Source organism: Lysobacter oryzae DSM 21044, assembly GCF_059568595.1.
Genome location: NZ_JCANTQ010000009.1, coordinates 322,541 through 341,439, shown reverse-complemented (window position 1 = coordinate 341,439; position 18,899 = coordinate 322,541). Strand labels below are relative to the sequence as shown.

Genomic DNA, 18,899 nt, shown 5'->3' with positions numbered 1-18,899 from the left:
ATCGGACTTTCCCCGGACTGGCAACTCCCCCGTGCCCCGAACTGCCAACCAGACCGCTTTTCCCTCTGAACGCCGAACCTGAACCGGAACGGCCGCGACAGTTGGATTACCCCTAAACGATCCGGTCATTTCGCGCCCAACCCCAATCCCTGCCCCCGGCCAGTCGGTCAGGCCCCAGGCGGCCGATCGAGCCGAACCGGGGCTCGATTCGAGCGTCACCACCGTCATTCATAGCGCCGTCCGCCCCCAATCTGCGCGAAGCAACCCGCCGGTGCGGATCGACAAGTGCAAACACGACGACCACGTCCCGGTGCAGCTGTGCGCCTCCTCTATACTCCTCGACCACAGCACCCGCAATCTCCGTTGCCGAGGAATTCCGCTTCGATGCCCCGTTTTCATCGCTTGCTGCGCTGGACGCTGATCGCGGCCGCCAGCGTGGTCCTGCTTGGCGCCATCGCGCTGGGCGTTCTGTACTTCCTCATCGCCCCCAAGCTCCCGGATGTGGAGACCCTGCGCTCGGTCGAGCTGCAGGAGCCCATGTACGTGTACTCGCGCGACGGCAAGCTGATGGCGCTGTTCGGCGAGACGCGTCGCTACCCGGTGAATATCGAGGACGTGCCGCAACGCCTCAAGCAGGCCTTCCTCGCGGCCGAGGACGCACGCTTCTACAAGCACCATGGCGTCGACTACAAGGGCACCGCGCGCGCGGTGTGGCTGCTCGCGACCACGGATGACCGCCGCGTGCCGGGCGGCTCCACGATCACCCAGCAGGTCGCCCGCCAGTTCTTCCTCAGCCAGGAATACAGCTACAAGCGCAAGCTCGCCGAAATGATGCTCGCCATGCGCATCGAGAACGAGCTGAGCAAGGACGAGATCTTCGAGCTCTACCTCAACAAGAGCTTCTTCGGCCACCGCTCCTACGGGGTGGCCGCCGCCGCCGAGTTCTATTACGGCAAGAAGCTCGGCGAGCTCAGCCTGGACGAAATGGCATCGCTGGCGGCGATCCCGAAGTTTCCTTCCACCGCGAATCCCCTGAGCAACCCGGCGCGCGCCAAGGAGCGCCGCGACGTCTACATCCTGCAGCGCATGGCGCAGCTCAAATACATCAGCCAGTCGGAGGCCGACGCGGCGAAAGCCGTGCCCATGCATGCCCGGCCGCACGAACGGCCCGTCGAGGTGAACGCACCCTACGTGGCCGAAATGGTGCGGCAGGAAATGGTCGCGCGTTACGGCGCCGAGGCCCTGACCAAGGGTTATCACGTTGTCACCACGATCGACCCGACGTTGCAGACCGCGGCGGATAAGGCCATCCGTGAAGGCCTGCGTACGTACGATCTGCGCCATGGTTGGCATGGCGTCGAGCAGCACTTTGACCTGGCCGACAACGAAGACGAGGCCACTGTCCTGGCTCGCGTCCGCAAGGTTTCGCCCCAGGCCGACCTGTTGCCGGCGATCGTGCTGCAGGTGAATGAGGGTTCGGCCGATGTGCTGCTCGGCGATGGCACCCGGCTCGAGCTGGGCCCCAGCCAAGGCTGGAACGGGCAGGCGCCCGGCAAGCTGGTCAAGCGGGGCGACCTGGTGCGTGTGTTGCGCAGCGACGCGCCGGTAGCCGCCCCGGCTGGCGAAAAGGCCGCCGCGCCTGCCAAGCCCGCGGGTACCCGATATTCGCTGGGGCAGTTGCCGCGCGCGCAGGCCGCGCTGGTGTCGCTGGAGCCTTCCAACGGCGCATTGCGCGCCCTCTCGGGCGGCTACAGCTATGCGGGCAACAAGTTCAATCGCGCCACGCAGGCGCGGCGCCAGCCCGGTTCGAGCTTCAAGCCCTTCGTGTATGCGGCGGCATTCGAGCGCGGCTTCAATCCGGCCTCGGTCGTGCTCGACGCGCCGGTGGTCTTCAAGGATCGCCGCGGGCACCTGTGGCGTCCGCAGAACGACACCGGGAACTTCGCCGGCCCGATGCGCCTGCGCGAAGCCATGGTGCAATCGCGCAATCTGGTGTCTGTGCGCCTGCTCGATGCGATCGGCGTCGACTACGCCCGCAAGTACATCAGCCACCTCGGCTTCGAGGAAAAGGAGCTGCCGCCGAACCTGTCCATGTCGCTGGGTACCGCCTCGCTGACGCCGCTGTCGGTTGCACGCGGTTTTTCGGTGTTCGCCAACGGCGGCTTCCTGATCACGCCGTGGTTCATCGACGAGGTGCGTGACAGCAATGGCGCCGTGCTGTTCAAGGAAAAGCCCGCCACCGCCTGCCCGCAATGCGGAATCGGCACTGCCGGCAAGGTCGTAGCCGCGTCGGCCGCCTCGAGCGTGGTGGACGGTTTCGACTTCGGCCCCACCGGCGGCAGCGGCAGCCAAGCCGCAGCGGCTAAGGCCGCCGACAAGAGCAAGCCGAAGGACGTGAAGGCGCCGCCCGCGGACATGGTCGTGGCGCCGCGTGCGATCGATAACCGCATCGCCTACCAGATCGTGTCGATGCTCCGCGATGTCGTCCTGCGCGGCACGGGCACGCCGGCCAAGGTGCTCAACCGCGAGGACATCGGCGGCAAGACGGGGTCGACCAACGACCACCGCGACGCCTGGTTCTCGGGTTTCGGCGGCCCATACGTGACGACGGTGTGGGTGGGGCGGGACGATTACAAATCCCTGGGCTACCGCGAATACGGCGGCAAGGCGGCGCTGCCGGTATGGATCGAGTACATGCGCGTGGCGTTGAAGGACCAGCCCATTACGGGCAACGAACCGCCCGAAGGCATGGTGAAGGTCTCGGTCGCCGCCAATGGCACGCTGTTGCCGGAAGGCAGCGGCGGGGTCGTGGAGTGGGTCAAGGCCGAGGACCTGGACCGCATGGAAACCTATGTCGATTACGGCCCGGAAGACGCCGTGCCCGCCGAGGAATCCTTCGACATCTTCTGAGTCGCCGGCGGGTGCATGCTTGGCGGAGCGGGCTTCGGCCCGCTTCGCATTTGCGCAGGCTGTCGGCTGGTCCGCGCCGATTCCTGATTCACGCCGCCCGTGCTAGCGTTGATCTCGCCGGCCGCTGCCGGCCGCGGCGAAGCTCCTCGCCGTCGTCGTGCCAGCCGCGGAGGACGTCATGCGCCACGCCCGACAGCACGCCCAACTCCACGCCCAGACCCGCACCAACGAGCGAAGGCGCAGCCTCGCCCACGAGGCCGCGCGCCTGATGGCCGAGGGCGGGATCCGCGACTACCACCAAGCCAAGCTGAAGGCGGCGCAGCGGCTGGGAATATTCGACGACGCCTCGCTGCCGCGTAACCGCGAGATCGAGGACGCGCTGCGGGAATACCAGCGCCTGTTCCAGCGCGACAACATGGGCGAACAACGCTTGCGTCGCGAGGCTGCGGTGCGCGCCCTCGAATTCTTCGCCGAATTCGACCCGCGCCTGGTCGGCCCGGTGCTCGAGGGCACCGCCGATGCGCGCAGCGCGGTGGCCCTGCACCTCCACAGCGACGATCCCGAAGCGGTGCATCGCCACCTCGAGCAGCACGCCATTCCCGCCGAGTCGCGCAACCGCCGAATCCGCCTCGATCGCGAGCGCAGCGACGACTTCCCGGTCTGGCTGTTCAGCGCTGAAGGCCTGCCCTTCGACTTGACCGTGCTCCCTCGCGATGTGCTGCGCCAGGCGCCGCTCTCCAGCATCGATGAAAAGCCGATGCGGCGCGCGTCCGTGGCGCAGGTGCGGCAGTTGCTCGCCGATGAGGAAATCGCCGGCTACGAATCCGATCGCGGCTGATCCGCTCCAGCGTCACCGCGCAACCCACGTGGCGACCGCCGCAAGGCGTCGCGGTTCGATGTTGTCAGTCATCAGGAGGGCAAAGATGCGTTCGAGTCATGCCAGAACCCTAGCCATGGCCGCGGCTGCCTTTGTGGTCATCGCCGCAGGCCTGGGGCAACCACTAGCTGCCGAAAGTGATCTCCAGGCGATCAAGGCCGAGGTCACCAAGGGGCACGGCGAGGCCGTGAAGCGGTTGCAGGACTGGATCGCCCAGCCGGCGATCGCGGCGGAGGATCGCGGCTATCCCGCCGGTGCCGAATACATGGCGCAGTTGGCGCGGGATGCGGGGTTCCAGCAGGTGAAGGTGATCAACACCGACGGCAAGCCCGGAGTGTTCGCAACGCTCGATGCCGGCGCGCCGAAAACCGTTGGCCTGTACTTCATGTACGACGTGAAGCAGTTCGACCCTGGCGAATGGACCTCTCCCCCGCTGGAGGCGCGCTTGGTCGACAAGCCCGGGTTGGGCAAGGCAGTCGTCGGGCGTGGCGCGGTGAACCAGAAGGGCCCGGAAGCGGCACTGCTGGCTGCGCTGCATGCCATCAGGAAGGCGGGCCGAAAGCCGCCGGTAAACCTCGTGCTCGTGGCCGAGGGCGAAGAAGAGATCGGCTCACCGCATATCGCCCAGCTCGCTCGCAATCGCGAGGTCGAAGCCGCGTTGCGCAAGACCATCGGCGTGTTCATGCCCTCGGCGATGCAGGACAGCGACGGCGTGGTGACGGTGTCGCTGGGCGCCAAGGGAGTGGTCGAGCTCGAACTGGTGTCCAGCGGCGAGAAATGGGGCCGCGGCCCTTCCAAGGACATCCATTCCTCGTTGAAGGCCATGGTGGACAGCCCGGCCTGGCACTTGGTCAAAGCGCTCGACACGCTCGTGTCCGACGACGGCAACACGATCACGATCGACGGCTACCCGGCAGCGCCCGCGATCAGTGCCGAGGAAAAGGCGATGATCGCTGCGGCCGCCAAGCGCCGCAGCGAAGCCAAGTCGAAGCAGCAGCTCGGCGTGCGCCACTGGATCGATGACCTGTCCTGGCAACAGGCCAACGAGCGACTGGTCTCGCAACCAACCGTCAACATCGAGGGACTGGTCGGCGGCTACACCGGTCCTGGCGGCAAGACCGTGCTGCCCCATCGGGCCGTTGCCAAGATGGATCTGCGCCTGGTACCGGGCATGAAGGCCGCCGACGCCGTGGCGGCATTGAAAGCGCACCTGGCCAAACGCGGGTTCGGCGACATCGAGGTGAACATGACCGGCGGTTACGACCCGACCAGCACCCCCGCCTCCGCACCCCTCATCCAGGCGCAGCTCGCCACGCTGAGGAACGCCGGCATCGATCCCGTGCTGTGGCCGCGCAATGCAGGATCGTATCCGGGTTACGCGTTCACGGATGCGCCGCTGAACCTTGCCGCGGGCCACTTCGGCCTGGGCCATGGCAGCGGCGCGCATGGACCGGACGAGTACTACCTGGTCGAATCGAGCAATCCCAAGGTGCAAGGCATCGACGGAGCCACGATGTCGTTCGTCGAATACCTGTACGAACTGGCCAAGTAGCACTTGGCACGCCCATAAACGAAAACGCCCCGCCAAGTGCGGGGCGTTTTGATTCGGACCAGCGCGATCAGCGCTTGTCGATCCCGATGTAATCGCGGGTGGCGGCACCCGTGTAGATCTGGCGCGGGCGACCGATCTTGTTTTCCGGATCGTTCTGCTGTTCCAGCCAATGCGACACCCAGCCGGCGGTGCGGGCGATGGCGAACATCACCGTGAACATCTCCACGGGAATGCCCAGCGCCTTGTAGATGATGCCGGAGTAGAAATCGACGTTCGGATAGAGCTTGCGCTGGATGAAGTATTCGTCCTGCAGCGCGGCCTCTTCGAGCTTCATCGCCACGTCCAGCAGCGGATCGTTGACGCCCAGCTCCGCCAGCACCTTGTGGCACATGGCGCGGATGATCTTCGCGCGCGGGTCGAAGTTCTTGTAGACGCGGTGGCCGAAACCCATCAGGCGGAATCCGGATTCCTTGTCCTTGGCCTTGGCGACGGCAGCACCGACGTTTTCGGGCTTGCCGATCTCGGCCAGCATCTTCAATACGGCTTCGTTGGCGCCGCCATGCGCCGGACCCCACAACGCGGCGACGCCGGCGGCGACGCTCACGTACGGGTTGGCGCCGGTGGAACCGACCAGGCGCACGGTCGAGGTCGAGGCGTTCTGCTCGTGGTCGGCATGCAGGATGAAGAGCAGGTCCATCGCCTTGGCGGCGACCGGGCTGAGCTCCAGCGGCTCGCTCGGCACTTCCTTGAGCATGTGCAGGAAGCGCGTGGTGTATTCGAGGTTGTTGCGCGGATAGCGGATCGGCCAGCCGATCGAATAGCGATAACAGGCGGCCGCGATGGTCGGCACCTTGGCGATCAGGCGGATCGCGGCGAGGCGGCGCTGCTCAGGGTCTTCGAGGTCGAGATCGTTGTGGTAGAAGCTCGCCAGCGAGCCGAGCATGCCGGTGAGCATCGCCATCGGATGCGCGTCGTGGCGGAAGCCGTACAGGAACGTGCGGAAGGCCTCGTGCATCATCGTGTGATGCGTGACCTCATGCTCGAACGCGCCGAATTGTTCCTTCGACGGGAGATCACCGTTCATCAGCAGGTAGGCGACTTCGAGGAAGCTGGAATTTTCCGCGAGCTGCTCGATCGGGTAGCCGCGGTACAGCAGCACGCCGGCATCGCCATCGATGTAGGTGATCGCGGAACGGCAGCTGGCCGTCGCGGTGAATCCATTGTCGTAGGTGAAGCAGCCGGTTTCCTTGGGCAGCTTGCCGATGTCGATACACGGGGCACCCAGGGTCGGGTGATGCACCGGCAGGGTGACGCTCTTGTCGCCCGCGGTCAGGGTGACCTGATCGAGGCCGGACTTGGTGGACTCGGACACGCAACGCTCCTGGTTTCTGCACGCCGCAGGGATGGCCGCGGCGGATGGAGGGAACACTTTCGGTAATCGTTCGCGGCCGCGCCGCGACAGAGAATTATCGCATAAGCCTTCGCTGCCGCAGGGTGGTACTAAAGTCGCATGCGACGCTTGAAATAGAGTGTCTGCTCGATGCCGCGAAAGTTGCCAGCGTTCGTCCTGCATGCGCCAGAACGCACAAGGCCCGCCAATGGCGGGCCTTGTGGGTGAAGCGTGCTCCCGCTATGCCGGGGAGGCCCAGGCTGCGCCGGAGGCGCCGCCCAGCATCACTTCTGCGCGTAGCGCTTGCGGAACTTGTCGACGCGACCGCTGGTGTCCACGATCTTGTGCTTGCCCGTGTAGAACGGGTGCGAGGCCGAGGTGATATCCAGCTTGATCAGCGGGTATTCGTTGCCGTCTTCCCACTTGATCGTCTCCTTGCTGCCAAGGGTCGAACGGGTGAGGAACGCGAAATCGGTAGTCACGTCCTGGAAAACGACTTCGCGGTAGTCGGGATGGATGCCGGTCTTCATGGCAACGCACCAATAGGTTGCGGGGAAAGTCGGGCAGTATAGCGGCCTGCCCTTGGCCGAAGCAAGCCCCGCTATCGCCAGGATCAGCGGGCGGCCAGGGCCGCCTCCACCAGCGCCTCGAACCGGGCCTGGTCGTACCGCAGGAGGATGCGGACATTGTCCGGCCGGCCGCTTTCCCGGCGCCAGTCGATGATCGTCGCCCCGCGGGTGTGCCGCCCCTCGGTCTCGACCGCCAGCGGGCGCTCCGCCGTCTCCGTAGCCCCTTCGGGCCACAGCGCGAAGGCCATCGCCAGGCTGTCCGCGGAATGCCAGCGGTCGCCACGGCGCTCGCCGGCCCAGGCCCGGGTCTGGCGCGATATCGCGTCGTAGAAGCGCGCACGCGGTGACTCTGCCGCCAACCAGCGATCCACGTCGGAATCCAGCAAGCCGTGTTCGATCGTCGCCTCCCAGTCGCTGAGATCAATGCGCTCGAACGCGGCGAACACGATGTGCGCCGCCTCCGGATCGAAGGCTACGTTGAACTCCGCCGCCGGGGTGATGTTGCCGTGCGCCGTCACGGCCCCGCCCATGACCACGCAACGCGCCACGCGCGTCGGCAGGGTCGGATCGAGCTTCAGGGCCAGGGCTACGTTGGTCAGCGGGCCCAAGGCCACCAGTACCAGCCGCCCCGCATGCTCGTGCGACAGGCGCAGGATGGCCAGGGCGGCGTGCTCGTCGGCAGGCCGGCGCTGCGCCGGCGCGTAATTGGTGTCGCCGAAGCCGTCTCGCCCGTGCACGTAGGCGGCATCGCGCGCCGCGTGCAGCAGCGGCGCCGCGCATCCCGGGAACACAGGCACGTCTGCATTTGCGACCTCGCACAACTTAAGCGCGTTGGCGACGGTGTGCTGCAGGCCGACGTTGCCTGCGGCGATGGTGAGCCCCACGACTTCGTGGCGGGAATCGTTGAACGCCATCAGGATGGCGAGGGCGTCGTCGACGCCTGGATCGGTGTCGATCAGCAAAGGGATGCGTTGGGTCATGTCGCCATTATTACGATGGCGGCGCGCCGCCTGTCGACAGGGACTGAAAAGAGCGCAGGCAGGCGAGCGAAGTCCTCGCCGACCCTGCGCATGGCCGCATTGACCTGCGGGCGCTGAAGGCTCAAGCGGAGGCGTATCGCGCCGCGCCCCCCACCCACCGGGCGATGATGCGCTCGGCGATGTCCGGGGCTTCGGCCAGCAGCTTCGCGCCAACCTGTTGCACCAGCGGCAGCAGGTCGGCGTCGCGGGCGAGGTCGGCGACGCGGAAGCCGGCGAGGCCGGTCTGGCGGGTGCCGAGCAGTTCGCCGGGGCCGCGCAGCTCGAGATCCTTTTCCGCGATGACAAACCCGTCGTGCGTCTGCCTCATGGTTTCCAGGCGCTGCTTTGCCAGTTGCGACAAGGGCGACTGGTACAGCAACACGCAACTCGAAGCCGCGCTGCCGCGCCCTACCCGTCCCCGCAGCTGGTGCAACTGGGCCAGGCCCAGGCGCTCTGCGTTCTCGACGATCATCAGCGACGCATTGGGCACGTCCACGCCGACTTCGATCACCGTCGTGGCGACGAGCAGGTCGATCGTGCCTTCCTTGAAGGCCCGCATCGTCGCCTGCTTCTCCGTGGCCTTCATGCGGCCATGAACGAGGCCGACGCGCAGCTTCGACAACTGCTTCGACAGGTCCTCGAAGGTGCTCTGCGCGGCCTGCGCCACCACCTCGTCGCTGTCGTCGATGAGCGTGCACACCCAGTAGGCCTGTCGTCCCTCGGCACATGCGCCGCGGATGCGCTCGACCAGCTCCGGGCGCCGCTCCGCGCTCAACGCGACCGTCTGTACCGGCGTGCGTCCGGGTGGCAGCTCGTCGATCGCGGACACGTCAAGATCGGCGTACGCCGCCATGGCCAGCGTGCGCGGGATCGGCGTCGCCGTCATCACCAGCTGGTGCGGGACGATGCTGCCGCCGTTGCCGTTGCCGCCCGTGCCCTTGTCGCGCAGCGCCAGGCGCTGATGCACGCCGAAGCGATGCTGCTCATCGACGATGGCCAGCGCGAGGTCGTTGAAGGCCACGCCCTCCTGCATCAGCGCGTGGGTGCCGACGACCACCTGGGCTGCGCCCGAAGCCACTTCCTCCAGGACCTTGCTGCGAGCCTTGCCGGTCACCTTGCCCGCAAGCCAGGCGACGCGCACGCCCAACGGCTCGAGCCAGCCGCGCAGGTTGTTGAGATGTTGCTCGGCCAGCAATTCGGTCGGCGCCATCAGCGCAGCCTGCTTACCCGCTTCGACCGCTTGCATCGCCGCAAGCGCGGCGACGACGGTCTTGCCGCTGCCGACGTCGCCCTGCACCAATCGCAGCATCGGCGAAGGCTTGCCCAGGTCGGCATGGATTTCGTCGAACACGCGCTGCTGCGCCCCGGTGAGCTGGAACGGCAGCGCCTTGCGCAGTTTGGCGGCCAGCGCGGCCTTGCGCAGCGCCGGCGCGGCGTGCGCCTGTTGCGCGAGGCGCTGGCGACGCAGGCTCAGGTGGTGTGCGAGCAGTTCTTCGAGGGCCAGCCGGCGTTGGGCCGGATGGCGACCGACCAGCAGCGCGGCGACGTCTTCGCCCGCCTGCGGCCGGTGGACCGTCAGCAGTGCCTCGCGCAGCGACGGCAGGCCCAGCGCATCGCGCAGCGCGACGGGCAGGAGCTCCAGCGACTCATCCAGCGGCAATCGGTCCAGGGCGAGGCCAATCAGCTTGCGCAGCGATGCCGGACCCACGCCCTCGATCGCCGGGTACACCGGATCGAGCGCACTGCCGAGTTCGATCTCTGCCTCGTCATCGAGCAGGCGGTAGCTCGGGTGCACGATCTCCAGTCCGTGCTGGCCCGCGCGCGGCGTGCCGTAGCAGCGGACCCGCGCGCCGGGCGCGAACTGCGCCGCCTGGGCCGCACGGAAATGGAAGAAGCGCAGCACCAGCGTGGCGTGCGAGTCGTCGCCGATGGCCACGCGCAGCATCGGCCGATAACGGAAGCCGCGCTCGACGGCTTCCACGCGCCCCTCGACCTGCGCGGCCACGCCGGCCTGCAACGCGCGGATCGGCGTCAGCGCGGTACGGTCCTCGTACTGCCGCGGCAGGTGCAGCCACAGGTCCTGCACGGTGAGCAGGCCGCGCGCGGCGAGTTTCTCGGCCACGCTCGGGCCCACGCCGCGCAGGCTGCTGAGGGCTTGCTGGTTGAGATCCACGGCGCGCCTGGCGGCGCTACCGGCATTGGTCGGCATGGCTCAAGGATGCCGGGATTTGCGGCCGGACAGAACCCCGGCGCGCCGGGATGCGATCGGGAAAACGCCGGCAGCCCGGCTCAGTCGAGCACCATGATCGCGTCGACCTCGAACTGCACGCCACGCGGCAGCGCCGACACTTCGACCGTCGAGCGCGCCGGGAACGGTGCGCTGAAGTACTCGCCCATCACCGTGTTCACCTTGGCGAAGTCGCCGAGGTTGGTGAGGAACAGTCCCGCCCGCACGATCTTGTCCAGCGATCCACCTGCGGCCTCGCACACCGCCTTGAGGTTCTCGAACGCGCGGCGCGCCTGCGCTTCGATGTCGCCCTCGATCACCAGGCCGGTGTTCGGATCCAGGGGAATCTGGCCGGACAGGTAGACGGTATCGCCGGCGCGCACGGCCTGCGAGTACGGGCCAATGGCGGCAGGCGCCCGGTCGGTGTGGATGATTTCGCGGGACATCGGATTCTCCGGACGGAAGCTGCGTACAGCTTACCGGAGCGCCCGCTCAGATCCGCTGCACGCCCAGCACCACCTTGAGCCGGCGCACGCGGCGCATCACTTCGGCCACGTGCTTGCGGTCGCGCACTTCGATCTGGAAGCGGATCGCCGACACATTGGTGTCGCGCTCGATGTACTCGAGGCGGTCGATGTTGGATTCGGCTTCGGCGATAGCCGCGGCAACCTGGGCCAGGGCGCCGGGGCGGTTGTCGAGTTCGATGCGCATCGCGGTGGGGAAGTCGCCGGCGACCTCGCGGTCCCAGCCGATCGATACCCAGCGGTCGGGCGACTTGCGGTACTCGGCGACGTTCGGGCAATCCAGCCGGTGCACGACGATGCCCTTGCCGGTGGTGTGGTAGCCCATGATCTCGTCGCCCGGGATCGGCAGGCAGCACTGGGCGAAGCTGATCACGCCGCGCTCGGCGCCGGTGATGAGGATCTTGTCCTCGTGTTGCGGCATCGGTTCGGGCACCGCGGTCTTGCGCGGCTTCTTCGCGGTGGCCTCGCGCACCAGCGCCTGCGCGACCTGTTGCGGCATGCGGTTGCCCAGGGCGATGTCGGCCAGCATGGCTTCCAGGCGCGGGTAGCGGTGCTCGGCGAGGAAGGCTTCCATGCGCTGCACGGGAACCCGTTCGAGCGAAGTGGCCTGCGCTTCCAGCGCACGGTCGAGCATGCGGTGGCCCAGCTGCACGGCGTCCTCGTGCTCGAGCTGCTTGAGCTGCTGGCGGATCGACGTGCGCGCCTTGCCGGATACGACGAATTCCAGCCATTGCGGCTTCGGCGAGGCCGATTTCGCGGTGATGATTTCCACGCGCTGGCCACTCGCCAGCTTGCTGCGCAGTGGCACCAGCTTGCCGTCCACGCGCGAAGCCACCGCGTGGTTGCCGACATCGGTGTGCACCGCGTAGGCGAAGTCGAGCGCGGTGGCGTTGCGAGGCAGCGAGAGGATGTCGCCCTTGGGAGTGAACAGGTAGACCTCGTCGGGGAACAGATCGACCTTGACGTTTTCCAGGAACTCCAGCGACGAGCCGGTCGCGCGTTGCGACTCCACCAGGTTGGTGATCCAGCCCTGCGCGCGACTCTGCGCACTGGAGGGCATGTCGCGCCCGCCATGCTTGTACGACCAGTGCGCGGCGATCCCGCGCTCGGCGATGAGGTCCATGTCGTCGGTGCGGATCTGCACCTCGATCGGGGAGCCGTACGGCCCGAACAGCACCGTGTGCAGCGATTGGTAACCGTTGGCCTTGGGAATGGCGATGAAGTCGCGAAAGCGCGCGTCCAGGGGCTTGTACGCGGCGTGCACGACGCCGAGCGCGTGGTAGCAATCCGCGACCGTTCCCACCACGATGCGGAACCCAAACACATCCATCACCTGGGTGAAGCTTTTGTGCTCCGCGCGCATCTTGCTGTAGATGCTCCAGGGCGACTTCACGCGGCTGATCAGGCGGTGGTGCAGCTTCTCCTTGGCCAGCTTCTGCGCGAGGTGCGCCTCGATCTGCACCATCGCCTCGCGTCGCATCACCGGCTGGGTGCGGATGCGCTTTTCCATCACTGCATGCCGCCACGGATGCAACGCGCGGAAGCCCAGATCCTGCAGCTCGGCCTTGATCAGGTTCATGCCCAGGCGTTGCGCGATCGGCGCGTAGATCTCCAAGGTCTCGGCGGCGATGCGGCGGCGCGCCTCGACGCTCTGTGCGCCCAGGGTGCGCATGTTGTGGAGGCGGTCGGCCAGCTTGATCAGGATCACGCGCAGGTCGCGCGACATCGCCAGCAGCATCTTGCGGAAGCTTTCCGCATTGGCTTCCTGGCGGTCGCGGAACTGCAGCTTGTCCAGCTTGGTGACGCCGTCAACGAGCTCGGTCACGGTGGCGCCGAATTCGGTGGTGATCGAATCCGGTGTCAGCGGGGTGTCTTCCAGGGTGTCGTGCAGGATTGCCGCGACCAGGGTTTCCACGTCCAGGCCCTGGTCGGCCAGCACCTTCGCCACCGCCACGGGATGGGTGATGTACGGCTCGCCGGATTTCCGCGTCTGCCCGGCGTGCGCGGCGGCGCCGATGCGCCAGGCCCGGCGCACCTGGGCACGCTGCGGTTCGGGAAGGTAATGGGCGGCCTGCTCCAGCTCGCGCACGTAGTCGGGCACATCCGCTTCGTCCATGGCGGATGGCACCGGGGTCAGCACGTGCGACGGAGGAGTCATGTCAGGAATCTAAGGGCGCGATGGATGCGGCGCAACGGAAGCCAGCTGAATCCAGGCGCCCAAAACGCGAACGGCCCCGCTGGGCGGGGCCGTCGTACAACAACGGAGCGGGAACCGGTCCCGGGGCTCAGTCGTCGCCCTTGGACATGTCGTCGTCGGCGACCACTTCGGCCGCGGCCCATTCCAGGGCCTCGCGTTCCTTGCGCTCGCGCTCGGACTTCTCGACGGCGTCGATGTAATCGGTGTCGATGCGGCGCGCGGCGATCTCACGCAGCGCCAGCACGGTCGGCTTGTCCTGGGCCTCGCTGTTGTCGAGCATCGGCTCGACGCCGTTGGCCAGCTGGCGCGCGCGCTTGGCGGCCATCATGACGAGTTCGAAGCGGTTATCGACCACTTCCAGGCAATCTTCTACGGTGATGCGGGCCATGGAGACTCCCGGGCGGCCGGTCCGGCCGTCCATACAGGCTTTGAGGGGGCATGGATTGTAAGGGCCCCGGCCGGCGGAAAGCAACCCATTCCTTATAAATCAGTGCGTTAGGGCATGAACCCGGCGCACCCCACGGTCATTCATCGACCAGCAGCTGTGTGATCAGCCGCGCATGGCGCGCCACCTGGGGCTCGCGGCGCAGGCGGCTGGCGGTGAAGATGGCGCACATCTCGTCGACGGCCACATTGAAGTGCTCGTTGACGATCACGTAGTCGAATTCGGTGTAATGCGACATCTCCTCGCGCGCGGCATCCAGCCGCTGGCGGATCGTCTCGTCGCTGTCCTGCGCGCGGATGCGCATGCGCTGCTCCAGCGCCTCGCGCGAGGGCGGCAGGATGAACACGCTGACCGAATCGGGCACCTTGGCGCGGACCTGGCGCGCGCCCTGCCAGTCGATTTCCAGCAGCACGTCCTTGCCCGCGGCCAGCTGCGGCTCGACCGACTGGCGGGCGGTGCCCTTCCAGTCGCCGTGCACCAGCGCGTGCTCGAAGAAGTCGCCGGCGGCAACCATCGCCTCGAACTCGGCGGCGCTGACGAAGTGGTAGTGCTCGGCATGGCGCTCGCCCGGGCGCGGCTGGCGCGAGGTGAACGAGATCGACAGGCAGATGTTGGGGTCGCGCGCGAGCACCGCGTTGACGATGCTGGATTTGCCGGCCCCGGAGGGCGCCGCGACGATGTAGAGGGTTCCGCGCATGGCCGGTCGGGTCACTCGATGTTCTGGATCTGCTCGCGGACCTGGTCGATCAGCACCTTCAGTTCCACCGCCGCCGCGGAACTGCGTGCGTCCACCGACTTGGAGCCCAGCGTGTTGGCTTCGCGATTGAATTCCTGCAGCAGGAAGTCCAGGCGGCGGCCCACCGCCTCCTTCAGCTTGAGCACGCGGCGCGCTTCGCTGACGTGGGAATCCAGGCGGTCGAGTTCTTCTTCGACATCGAGCTTCTGCAGCCACAGCACCAGTTCCTGCTCCAGCCGGCCCTGATCCAGCGGCTGCGGCAGATCGGCCAGGCGCGTTTCCAGCTTCAGCCGTTGGCCGGCGCGGATCGCCGGCATCAGCGTGCGCACTTCGCCGGCGATCCGGGCAATGCCGTCGACACGCTCGTTGATCACCGCCGCGAGCTTGCCGCCCTCGCGTTCGCGCGAGGTCACGAATTCATCCAGCACCTCGTCCAGCAGCGCCAGCGCCTGCTCCTGCAACGCCGCGGCGTCGCTCGCGGGCGCCTGCAGCACGCCCGGGAACTGCAGCAACTGGCTGAACTCGGTATGCAGGCCCGGGAAGCGCGCCGCCATGTCGATCGCCAGTTCACTGAGTTCGCGCAGGCGGGTGGGATCCAGTTGCAGGCTGTTGCCGCCTTCCGGAGCGCGCAGGCGCAAGGTCAGGTCGAGCTTGCCGCGCGTGATGCGGGCGCCGATGCGTTCGCGCAACATCGGCTCCAGCGAGCGCAGATCGTCATGCAGGCGCACGCCGATCTCGAGGAAGCGGTGGTTGACCGAGCGCAGTTCGCAGCCGAGCGTCCCCCAGGGCGTGGCGCGTTCGCCACTGGCGAAGGCGGTCATGCTGCGGATCATGCGGGGCTCCGGCGGTTGCGGGCGCGCAGTATGCCATTGCCCGGCGCCGTGGCCGGCCGGGGGCAGCGCGGGCGCCGCTGCTAGACTGCACGCGATGAACAGCCCCCTCCTCCGTCCCAGCGGCCGCGCCGCCGACCAGTTGCGCGACGTGCGCATCGAACGCGCCTATACGCGCCACGCCGAAGGCTCCGTGCTGCTCAGCTTCGGCGACACCCGCGTCCTGTGCACCGCCAGCGTCGACGACCGGGTGCCGCCGTTCCTGCGCGGCAAGGGCGAAGGCTGGGTCACCGCCGAGTACGGCATGCTTCCCCGCTCCACCAACACCCGCAACGACCGCGAGGCCGCGCGTGGCAAGCAGGGCGGACGCACCCTGGAGATCCAGCGCCTGATCGGCCGCGCGCTGCGCGCCTGCGTCGACCGCAAGGCGCTGGGCGAGCGCACCATCACCCTGGACTGCGATGTGCTCCAGGCCGACGGCGGCACGCGCACGGCCGCGATCACCGGCGCCTACGTCGCACTGGTGGATGCGGTGCGCTGGATGCAGGCGAAGCGGATGATCACGACGGACCCGGTCGTCGGCGCCGTTGCGGCGGTCTCGGTCGGCGTTTACCGCGGCGTACCCGTGCTCGACCTCGACTACGCCGAGGACAGCGACTGCGATACCGACATGAACGTCGTCATGAACGACGGCGGCGGATTCATCGAACTGCAGGGCACCGCCGAGGGCCATGCATTCCGTCGCGACGAACTCGACGCCCTGCTGGGCCTGGCCGACGCCGGCATCGCCGCTCTGATCCGGAAGCAGCGCGAGGCGCTGGCCGCCTGAGCCCATGCGCGGCGTTGACCCCGGGGGAGCGACCAGCGCCCCCGGGATGGCGCTGCGGCACCTGATTGGCCAACCGCGGACGGCGGAAGCGTTCCGTCGCCGCAACAAGGATCCCATGAAGCAACATCTCGCCAACATCGCGCTGCTCGTCGGCGACTACGACGAAGCCATTGCCTGGTACACCCAGGTGCTGGGCTTCACCCTGCTCCAGGACATCGACCTGGGCGACGGCAAGCGCTGGGTGCGCGTGGCGCCGCCGAACGCCAGCGGCACGGCGCTGCTGCTCGCGCGCGCCGATACCGAGGCGCAGCGCACGCGCATCGGCGACCAGGTCGGCGGCCGCGTCGGCTTCTTCCTGCACACGGACGACTTCGCGCGCGACCATGCCGCGATGAGCGAACGCGGCGTGCGCTTCGCCGAAGAACCGCGGCACGAAGCCTATGGCACGGTGGCGGTATTCGTGGATCTCTACGGCAACCGCTGGGACCTGATCGAACTGAACGCGTGAGCCACCAGGCAGTGAAATTCGTCGTTGCAAGCAGCAACCAGGGCAAGCTGGCCGAGTTCCGCGACCTGCTCGGGGAAGCCGGCTACGAGTTCATCACCCAGGGCGAACTGGGCGTCGCCGACGTCGAGGAGTCCGGCCTCAGCTTCGTCGAGAACGCCTTGCTCAAGGCGCGCAACGCGGCGCGCGCGACCGGCATGCCCGCGCTCGCCGACGATTCCGGCCTCTGCGTCGACGCGCTGGGCGGCGCGCCGGGGCTGTATTCGGCGCGCTACGCCGGCCCGCACGGCGATGCCCAGGCCAACATCGCCAAGTTGCTCGAGGCGATGAAGGACGTGCCGGCGGCGCAACGCACCGCGCATTTCGTGGCCGTGATCGTGTTGCTGCGCCATGCCGAGGATCCACAGCCGCTGATCGCCGAAGGCCGCTGGTCGGGCGTGATCCTCGACGCGCCGCGCGGCACCGGCGGATTCGGCTACGACCCGGTGTTCCTGGACCCGGAGAACAACCTGTCGGCCGCCGAGTTCGAGCCGGCGATCAAGAACCGGCTGAGCCATCGCGGCCGTGCGCTGGCGCTGCTGCGGCAGAAGCTCGCCGATACCCGGCTGTGACGCCATGTTCGCGGTGATCTGGGAATACGAGGTGCGTGCAGGCTGCGAAGCGGCGTTCGTCGCGCTGTATGGCGCCGACGGCGACTGGGTGGCGCTGTTCCGCGAACATGACGGCTACCTCGGCACCGAACTGCTGCGCGACGCCGACGATCCGGCCCGCTTCGCCACCATCGATCGCTGGTCGTCGCCGGAGGCCTATGAACGCTTCCTCACGGGGGCCAAATCCCGCTACGCGCAGATTGATGCGATTGGCGATGCACTCACTTCCGCCGAACGCCGTATCGGCGTGTACACGGCCCCATGACCATGTCTTCGTCCGTCTCGACCCCCGGCCCGGCGACCCAGCTGCCGGACACCCAGCCGCGCGCGGACCAAGGCATCGCCACCGTGCCGCTGCACCCACCCCCGCTGTCGTTGTACGTGCACCTGCCGTGGTGCGTGCGCAAATGCCCGTACTGCGATTTCAACTCGCACGAAGGCCGCGGCGCGCTGCCGTTCGCTGCCTACGTCGATGCGCTGCTCGCCGACCTCGACCACGACCTGCCGCTGGTGTGGGGACGCACGGTGCAGACCGTGTTCTTCGGCGGCGGCACACCGAGCCTGTTCCCGCCGGAATTCATCGACCGCTTCCTGCAGGGCGCCAGCAGCCGCCTGCGCTTCGCGCCCGGTTGCGAGATCACGCTGGAGACCAACCCGGGGACCGCCGAGCACGGCCGGTTCGAGTTGTACCGCCAAGCCGGCGTCAGCCGGCTCAGTTTCGGCATCCAGAGCTTCGACGACGGCTGCCTGCAGCGGTTGGGCCGCATCCACGACAGCCGCGAGGCGGATGCGGCGGTGAAGCTGGCGCAGGACGCCGGCTTCGACAACATCAACCTGGACCTGATGTATGCGTTGCCGCAACAGACGCTGGCCATGGCCGAACGCGACCTGGAGCGGGCCTTAGCCCTGCAGCCGGCGCATGTCAGCCACTACCAGCTGACACTGGAACCCAACACCGTGTTCGCCGCCCGGCCCCCGGCCGGCATTCCCGACGACGACAGCAGCTGGGACATGCAGGAGCACTGCCAGGCCCTGCTCGCCGCCCACGGCTACGGCCAGTACGAGGTCAGCGCCTACGCCCGGCCCGGACGCCAGTGCGCGCACAACCTCAACTATTGGCGCTACGGCGATTACCTCGGCATCGGCGCCGGCGCGCACGGCAAGCTCACCCTCGGGCACGACCAGAGCATCCTGCGGCGGTGGAAGGTCAAACATCCGGCGGCGTACCTGGCCGCGGCCGGACGGGCCGAAGCCATCGGCGGCGACGACCGCATCGAACCGCAACGCCGGGCGTTCGAGTTCATGCTCAACGCGCTGCGCCTGGTCGATGGGTTCGACCTTCCCCTGTTCGCGGCGCGGACGGGGCTGGCCGTCGAAGCGATCGGCCCGCAACTGGCGCACGCCGTCAGCAACGGCTGGCTGGCGATCGAGGCAGGCCAGGTGCGTCCCACCGAGGCTGGCCGGCGGTTCAACAACGACCTGGTGTCCCTGTTCCTCTGATATTTCACGGACGCATGACCGGAGTTGGTGCGATTTTTGCGTCTCCCTGAGGGGGGTGCCGCTGGCAGCCATGCCATGGCCGTGATTAAGATCGTGGTCACAATCCGGGCGCCCCGGGGACAGGATGCATGTCGGTGAC

Annotated in this window: 17 protein-coding genes; 8 read left to right on the top strand and 9 right to left on the bottom strand. The window is 67.6% G+C overall.

All coding sequences use genetic code 11. From position 1 onward, the window contains the following. Positions 1-384: 384 nt before the first annotated feature. The 3 genes from BP05_RS05330 to BP05_RS05320 all read left to right on the top strand — a co-directional run bounded on the left by BP05_RS05330 (position 385) and on the right by BP05_RS05320 (position 5,339). A complete protein-coding gene (locus tag BP05_RS05330) occupies positions 385-2,910 on the top strand; it encodes a penicillin-binding protein 1A (protein WP_496361216.1) in 2,526 nt (841 codons plus the stop codon). A 178-nt stretch (positions 2,911-3,088) separates the two neighbouring features. Then, the gene (locus tag BP05_RS05325) at positions 3,089-3,748 is read left to right on the top strand and encodes a hypothetical protein (protein WP_496361214.1); all 660 of its coding nucleotides are present in this window, start codon (positions 3,089-3,091) and stop codon (positions 3,746-3,748) included. A 115-nt stretch (positions 3,749-3,863) separates the two neighbouring features. Then, the gene (locus BP05_RS05320; protein ID WP_496361212.1) at positions 3,864-5,339 is read left to right on the top strand and encodes a M20/M25/M40 family metallo-hydrolase; all 1,476 of its coding nucleotides are present in this window, start codon (positions 3,864-3,866) and stop codon (positions 5,337-5,339) included. Between the two features lie 67 nt (positions 5,340-5,406). Here BP05_RS05320 and BP05_RS05315 read toward each other — a convergent pair whose 3' ends face one another. The 9 genes from BP05_RS05315 to BP05_RS05275 all read right to left on the bottom strand — a co-directional run bounded on the left by BP05_RS05315 (position 5,407) and on the right by BP05_RS05275 (position 15,279). Next, the gene (locus BP05_RS05315) at positions 5,407-6,711 is read right to left on the bottom strand and encodes a citrate synthase (protein ID WP_496361210.1); all 1,305 of its coding nucleotides are present in this window, start codon (positions 6,709-6,711) and stop codon (positions 5,407-5,409) included. 302 nt (positions 6,712-7,013) lie between these two features. Further along, entirely contained in the window at positions 7,014-7,259 is a 246-nt protein-coding gene (locus BP05_RS05310) for a type B 50S ribosomal protein L31 (protein ID WP_496361208.1), read from the bottom strand. Between the two features lie 83 nt (positions 7,260-7,342). Then, positions 7,343-8,278: a nucleoside hydrolase gene (locus BP05_RS05305; RefSeq protein ID WP_496361206.1), complete on the bottom strand. Its 936-nt coding sequence runs from the start codon at positions 8,276-8,278 to the stop codon at positions 7,343-7,345. Between the two features lie 121 nt (positions 8,279-8,399). Beyond that, entirely contained in the window at positions 8,400-10,526 is a 2,127-nt protein-coding gene (recG, locus tag BP05_RS05300) for an ATP-dependent DNA helicase RecG (protein ID WP_496361204.1), read from the bottom strand. A gap of 80 nt (positions 10,527-10,606) precedes the next feature. After that, positions 10,607-10,990 (bottom strand): RidA family protein, encoded by a 384-nt coding sequence (locus BP05_RS05295; RefSeq protein WP_496361202.1) that lies wholly within the window; start codon positions 10,988-10,990, stop codon positions 10,607-10,609. A 46-nt stretch (positions 10,991-11,036) separates the two neighbouring features. Then, positions 11,037-13,226, bottom strand: coding sequence for a RelA/SpoT family protein (locus BP05_RS05290; RefSeq protein ID WP_496361200.1), 2,190 nt, complete (start codon positions 13,224-13,226; stop codon positions 11,037-11,039). Positions 13,227-13,353: 127 nt separating this feature from the next. Continuing rightward, positions 13,354-13,653 carry a DNA-directed RNA polymerase subunit omega gene (gene rpoZ / locus BP05_RS05285; protein ID WP_386754466.1) on the bottom strand — a complete coding sequence of 100 codons (300 nt, stop codon included), beginning with the start codon at positions 13,651-13,653 and terminating at the stop codon, positions 13,354-13,356. A 136-nt stretch (positions 13,654-13,789) separates the two neighbouring features. Then, positions 13,790-14,407 (bottom strand): guanylate kinase, encoded by a 618-nt coding sequence (gmk, locus tag BP05_RS05280; protein ID WP_496361198.1) that lies wholly within the window; start codon positions 14,405-14,407, stop codon positions 13,790-13,792. A gap of 11 nt (positions 14,408-14,418) precedes the next feature. Next, positions 14,419-15,279, bottom strand: a complete 861-nt coding sequence (locus BP05_RS05275; protein ID WP_496361196.1) for a YicC/YloC family endoribonuclease — start codon at positions 15,277-15,279, stop codon at positions 14,419-14,421. Between the two features lie 94 nt (positions 15,280-15,373). Between BP05_RS05275 and rph the strand changes: the two genes are divergently transcribed. From rph to hemW, 5 genes are all read left to right on the top strand, one after another. Then, positions 15,374-16,105 (top strand): ribonuclease PH, encoded by a 732-nt coding sequence (gene rph, locus BP05_RS05270; RefSeq protein WP_496361194.1) that lies wholly within the window; start codon positions 15,374-15,376, stop codon positions 16,103-16,105. A gap of 115 nt (positions 16,106-16,220) precedes the next feature. Next, positions 16,221-16,613, top strand: a complete 393-nt coding sequence (locus BP05_RS05265; RefSeq protein ID WP_496361192.1) for a VOC family protein — start codon at positions 16,221-16,223, stop codon at positions 16,611-16,613. 11 nt (positions 16,614-16,624) lie between these two features. Continuing rightward, the gene (gene rdgB, locus BP05_RS05260; protein WP_496361522.1) at positions 16,625-17,221 is read left to right on the top strand and encodes an RdgB/HAM1 family non-canonical purine NTP pyrophosphatase; all 597 of its coding nucleotides are present in this window, start codon (positions 16,625-16,627) and stop codon (positions 17,219-17,221) included. Positions 17,222-17,225: 4 nt separating this feature from the next. Beyond that, positions 17,226-17,525 (top strand): antibiotic biosynthesis monooxygenase family protein, encoded by a 300-nt coding sequence (locus BP05_RS05255; protein WP_496361190.1) that lies wholly within the window; start codon positions 17,226-17,228, stop codon positions 17,523-17,525. Positions 17,526-17,527: 2 nt separating this feature from the next. Continuing rightward, entirely contained in the window at positions 17,528-18,760 is a 1,233-nt protein-coding gene (gene hemW / locus BP05_RS05250) for a radical SAM family heme chaperone HemW (protein ID WP_496361188.1), read from the top strand. The last annotated feature ends 139 nt before the right edge of the window (positions 18,761-18,899 follow it).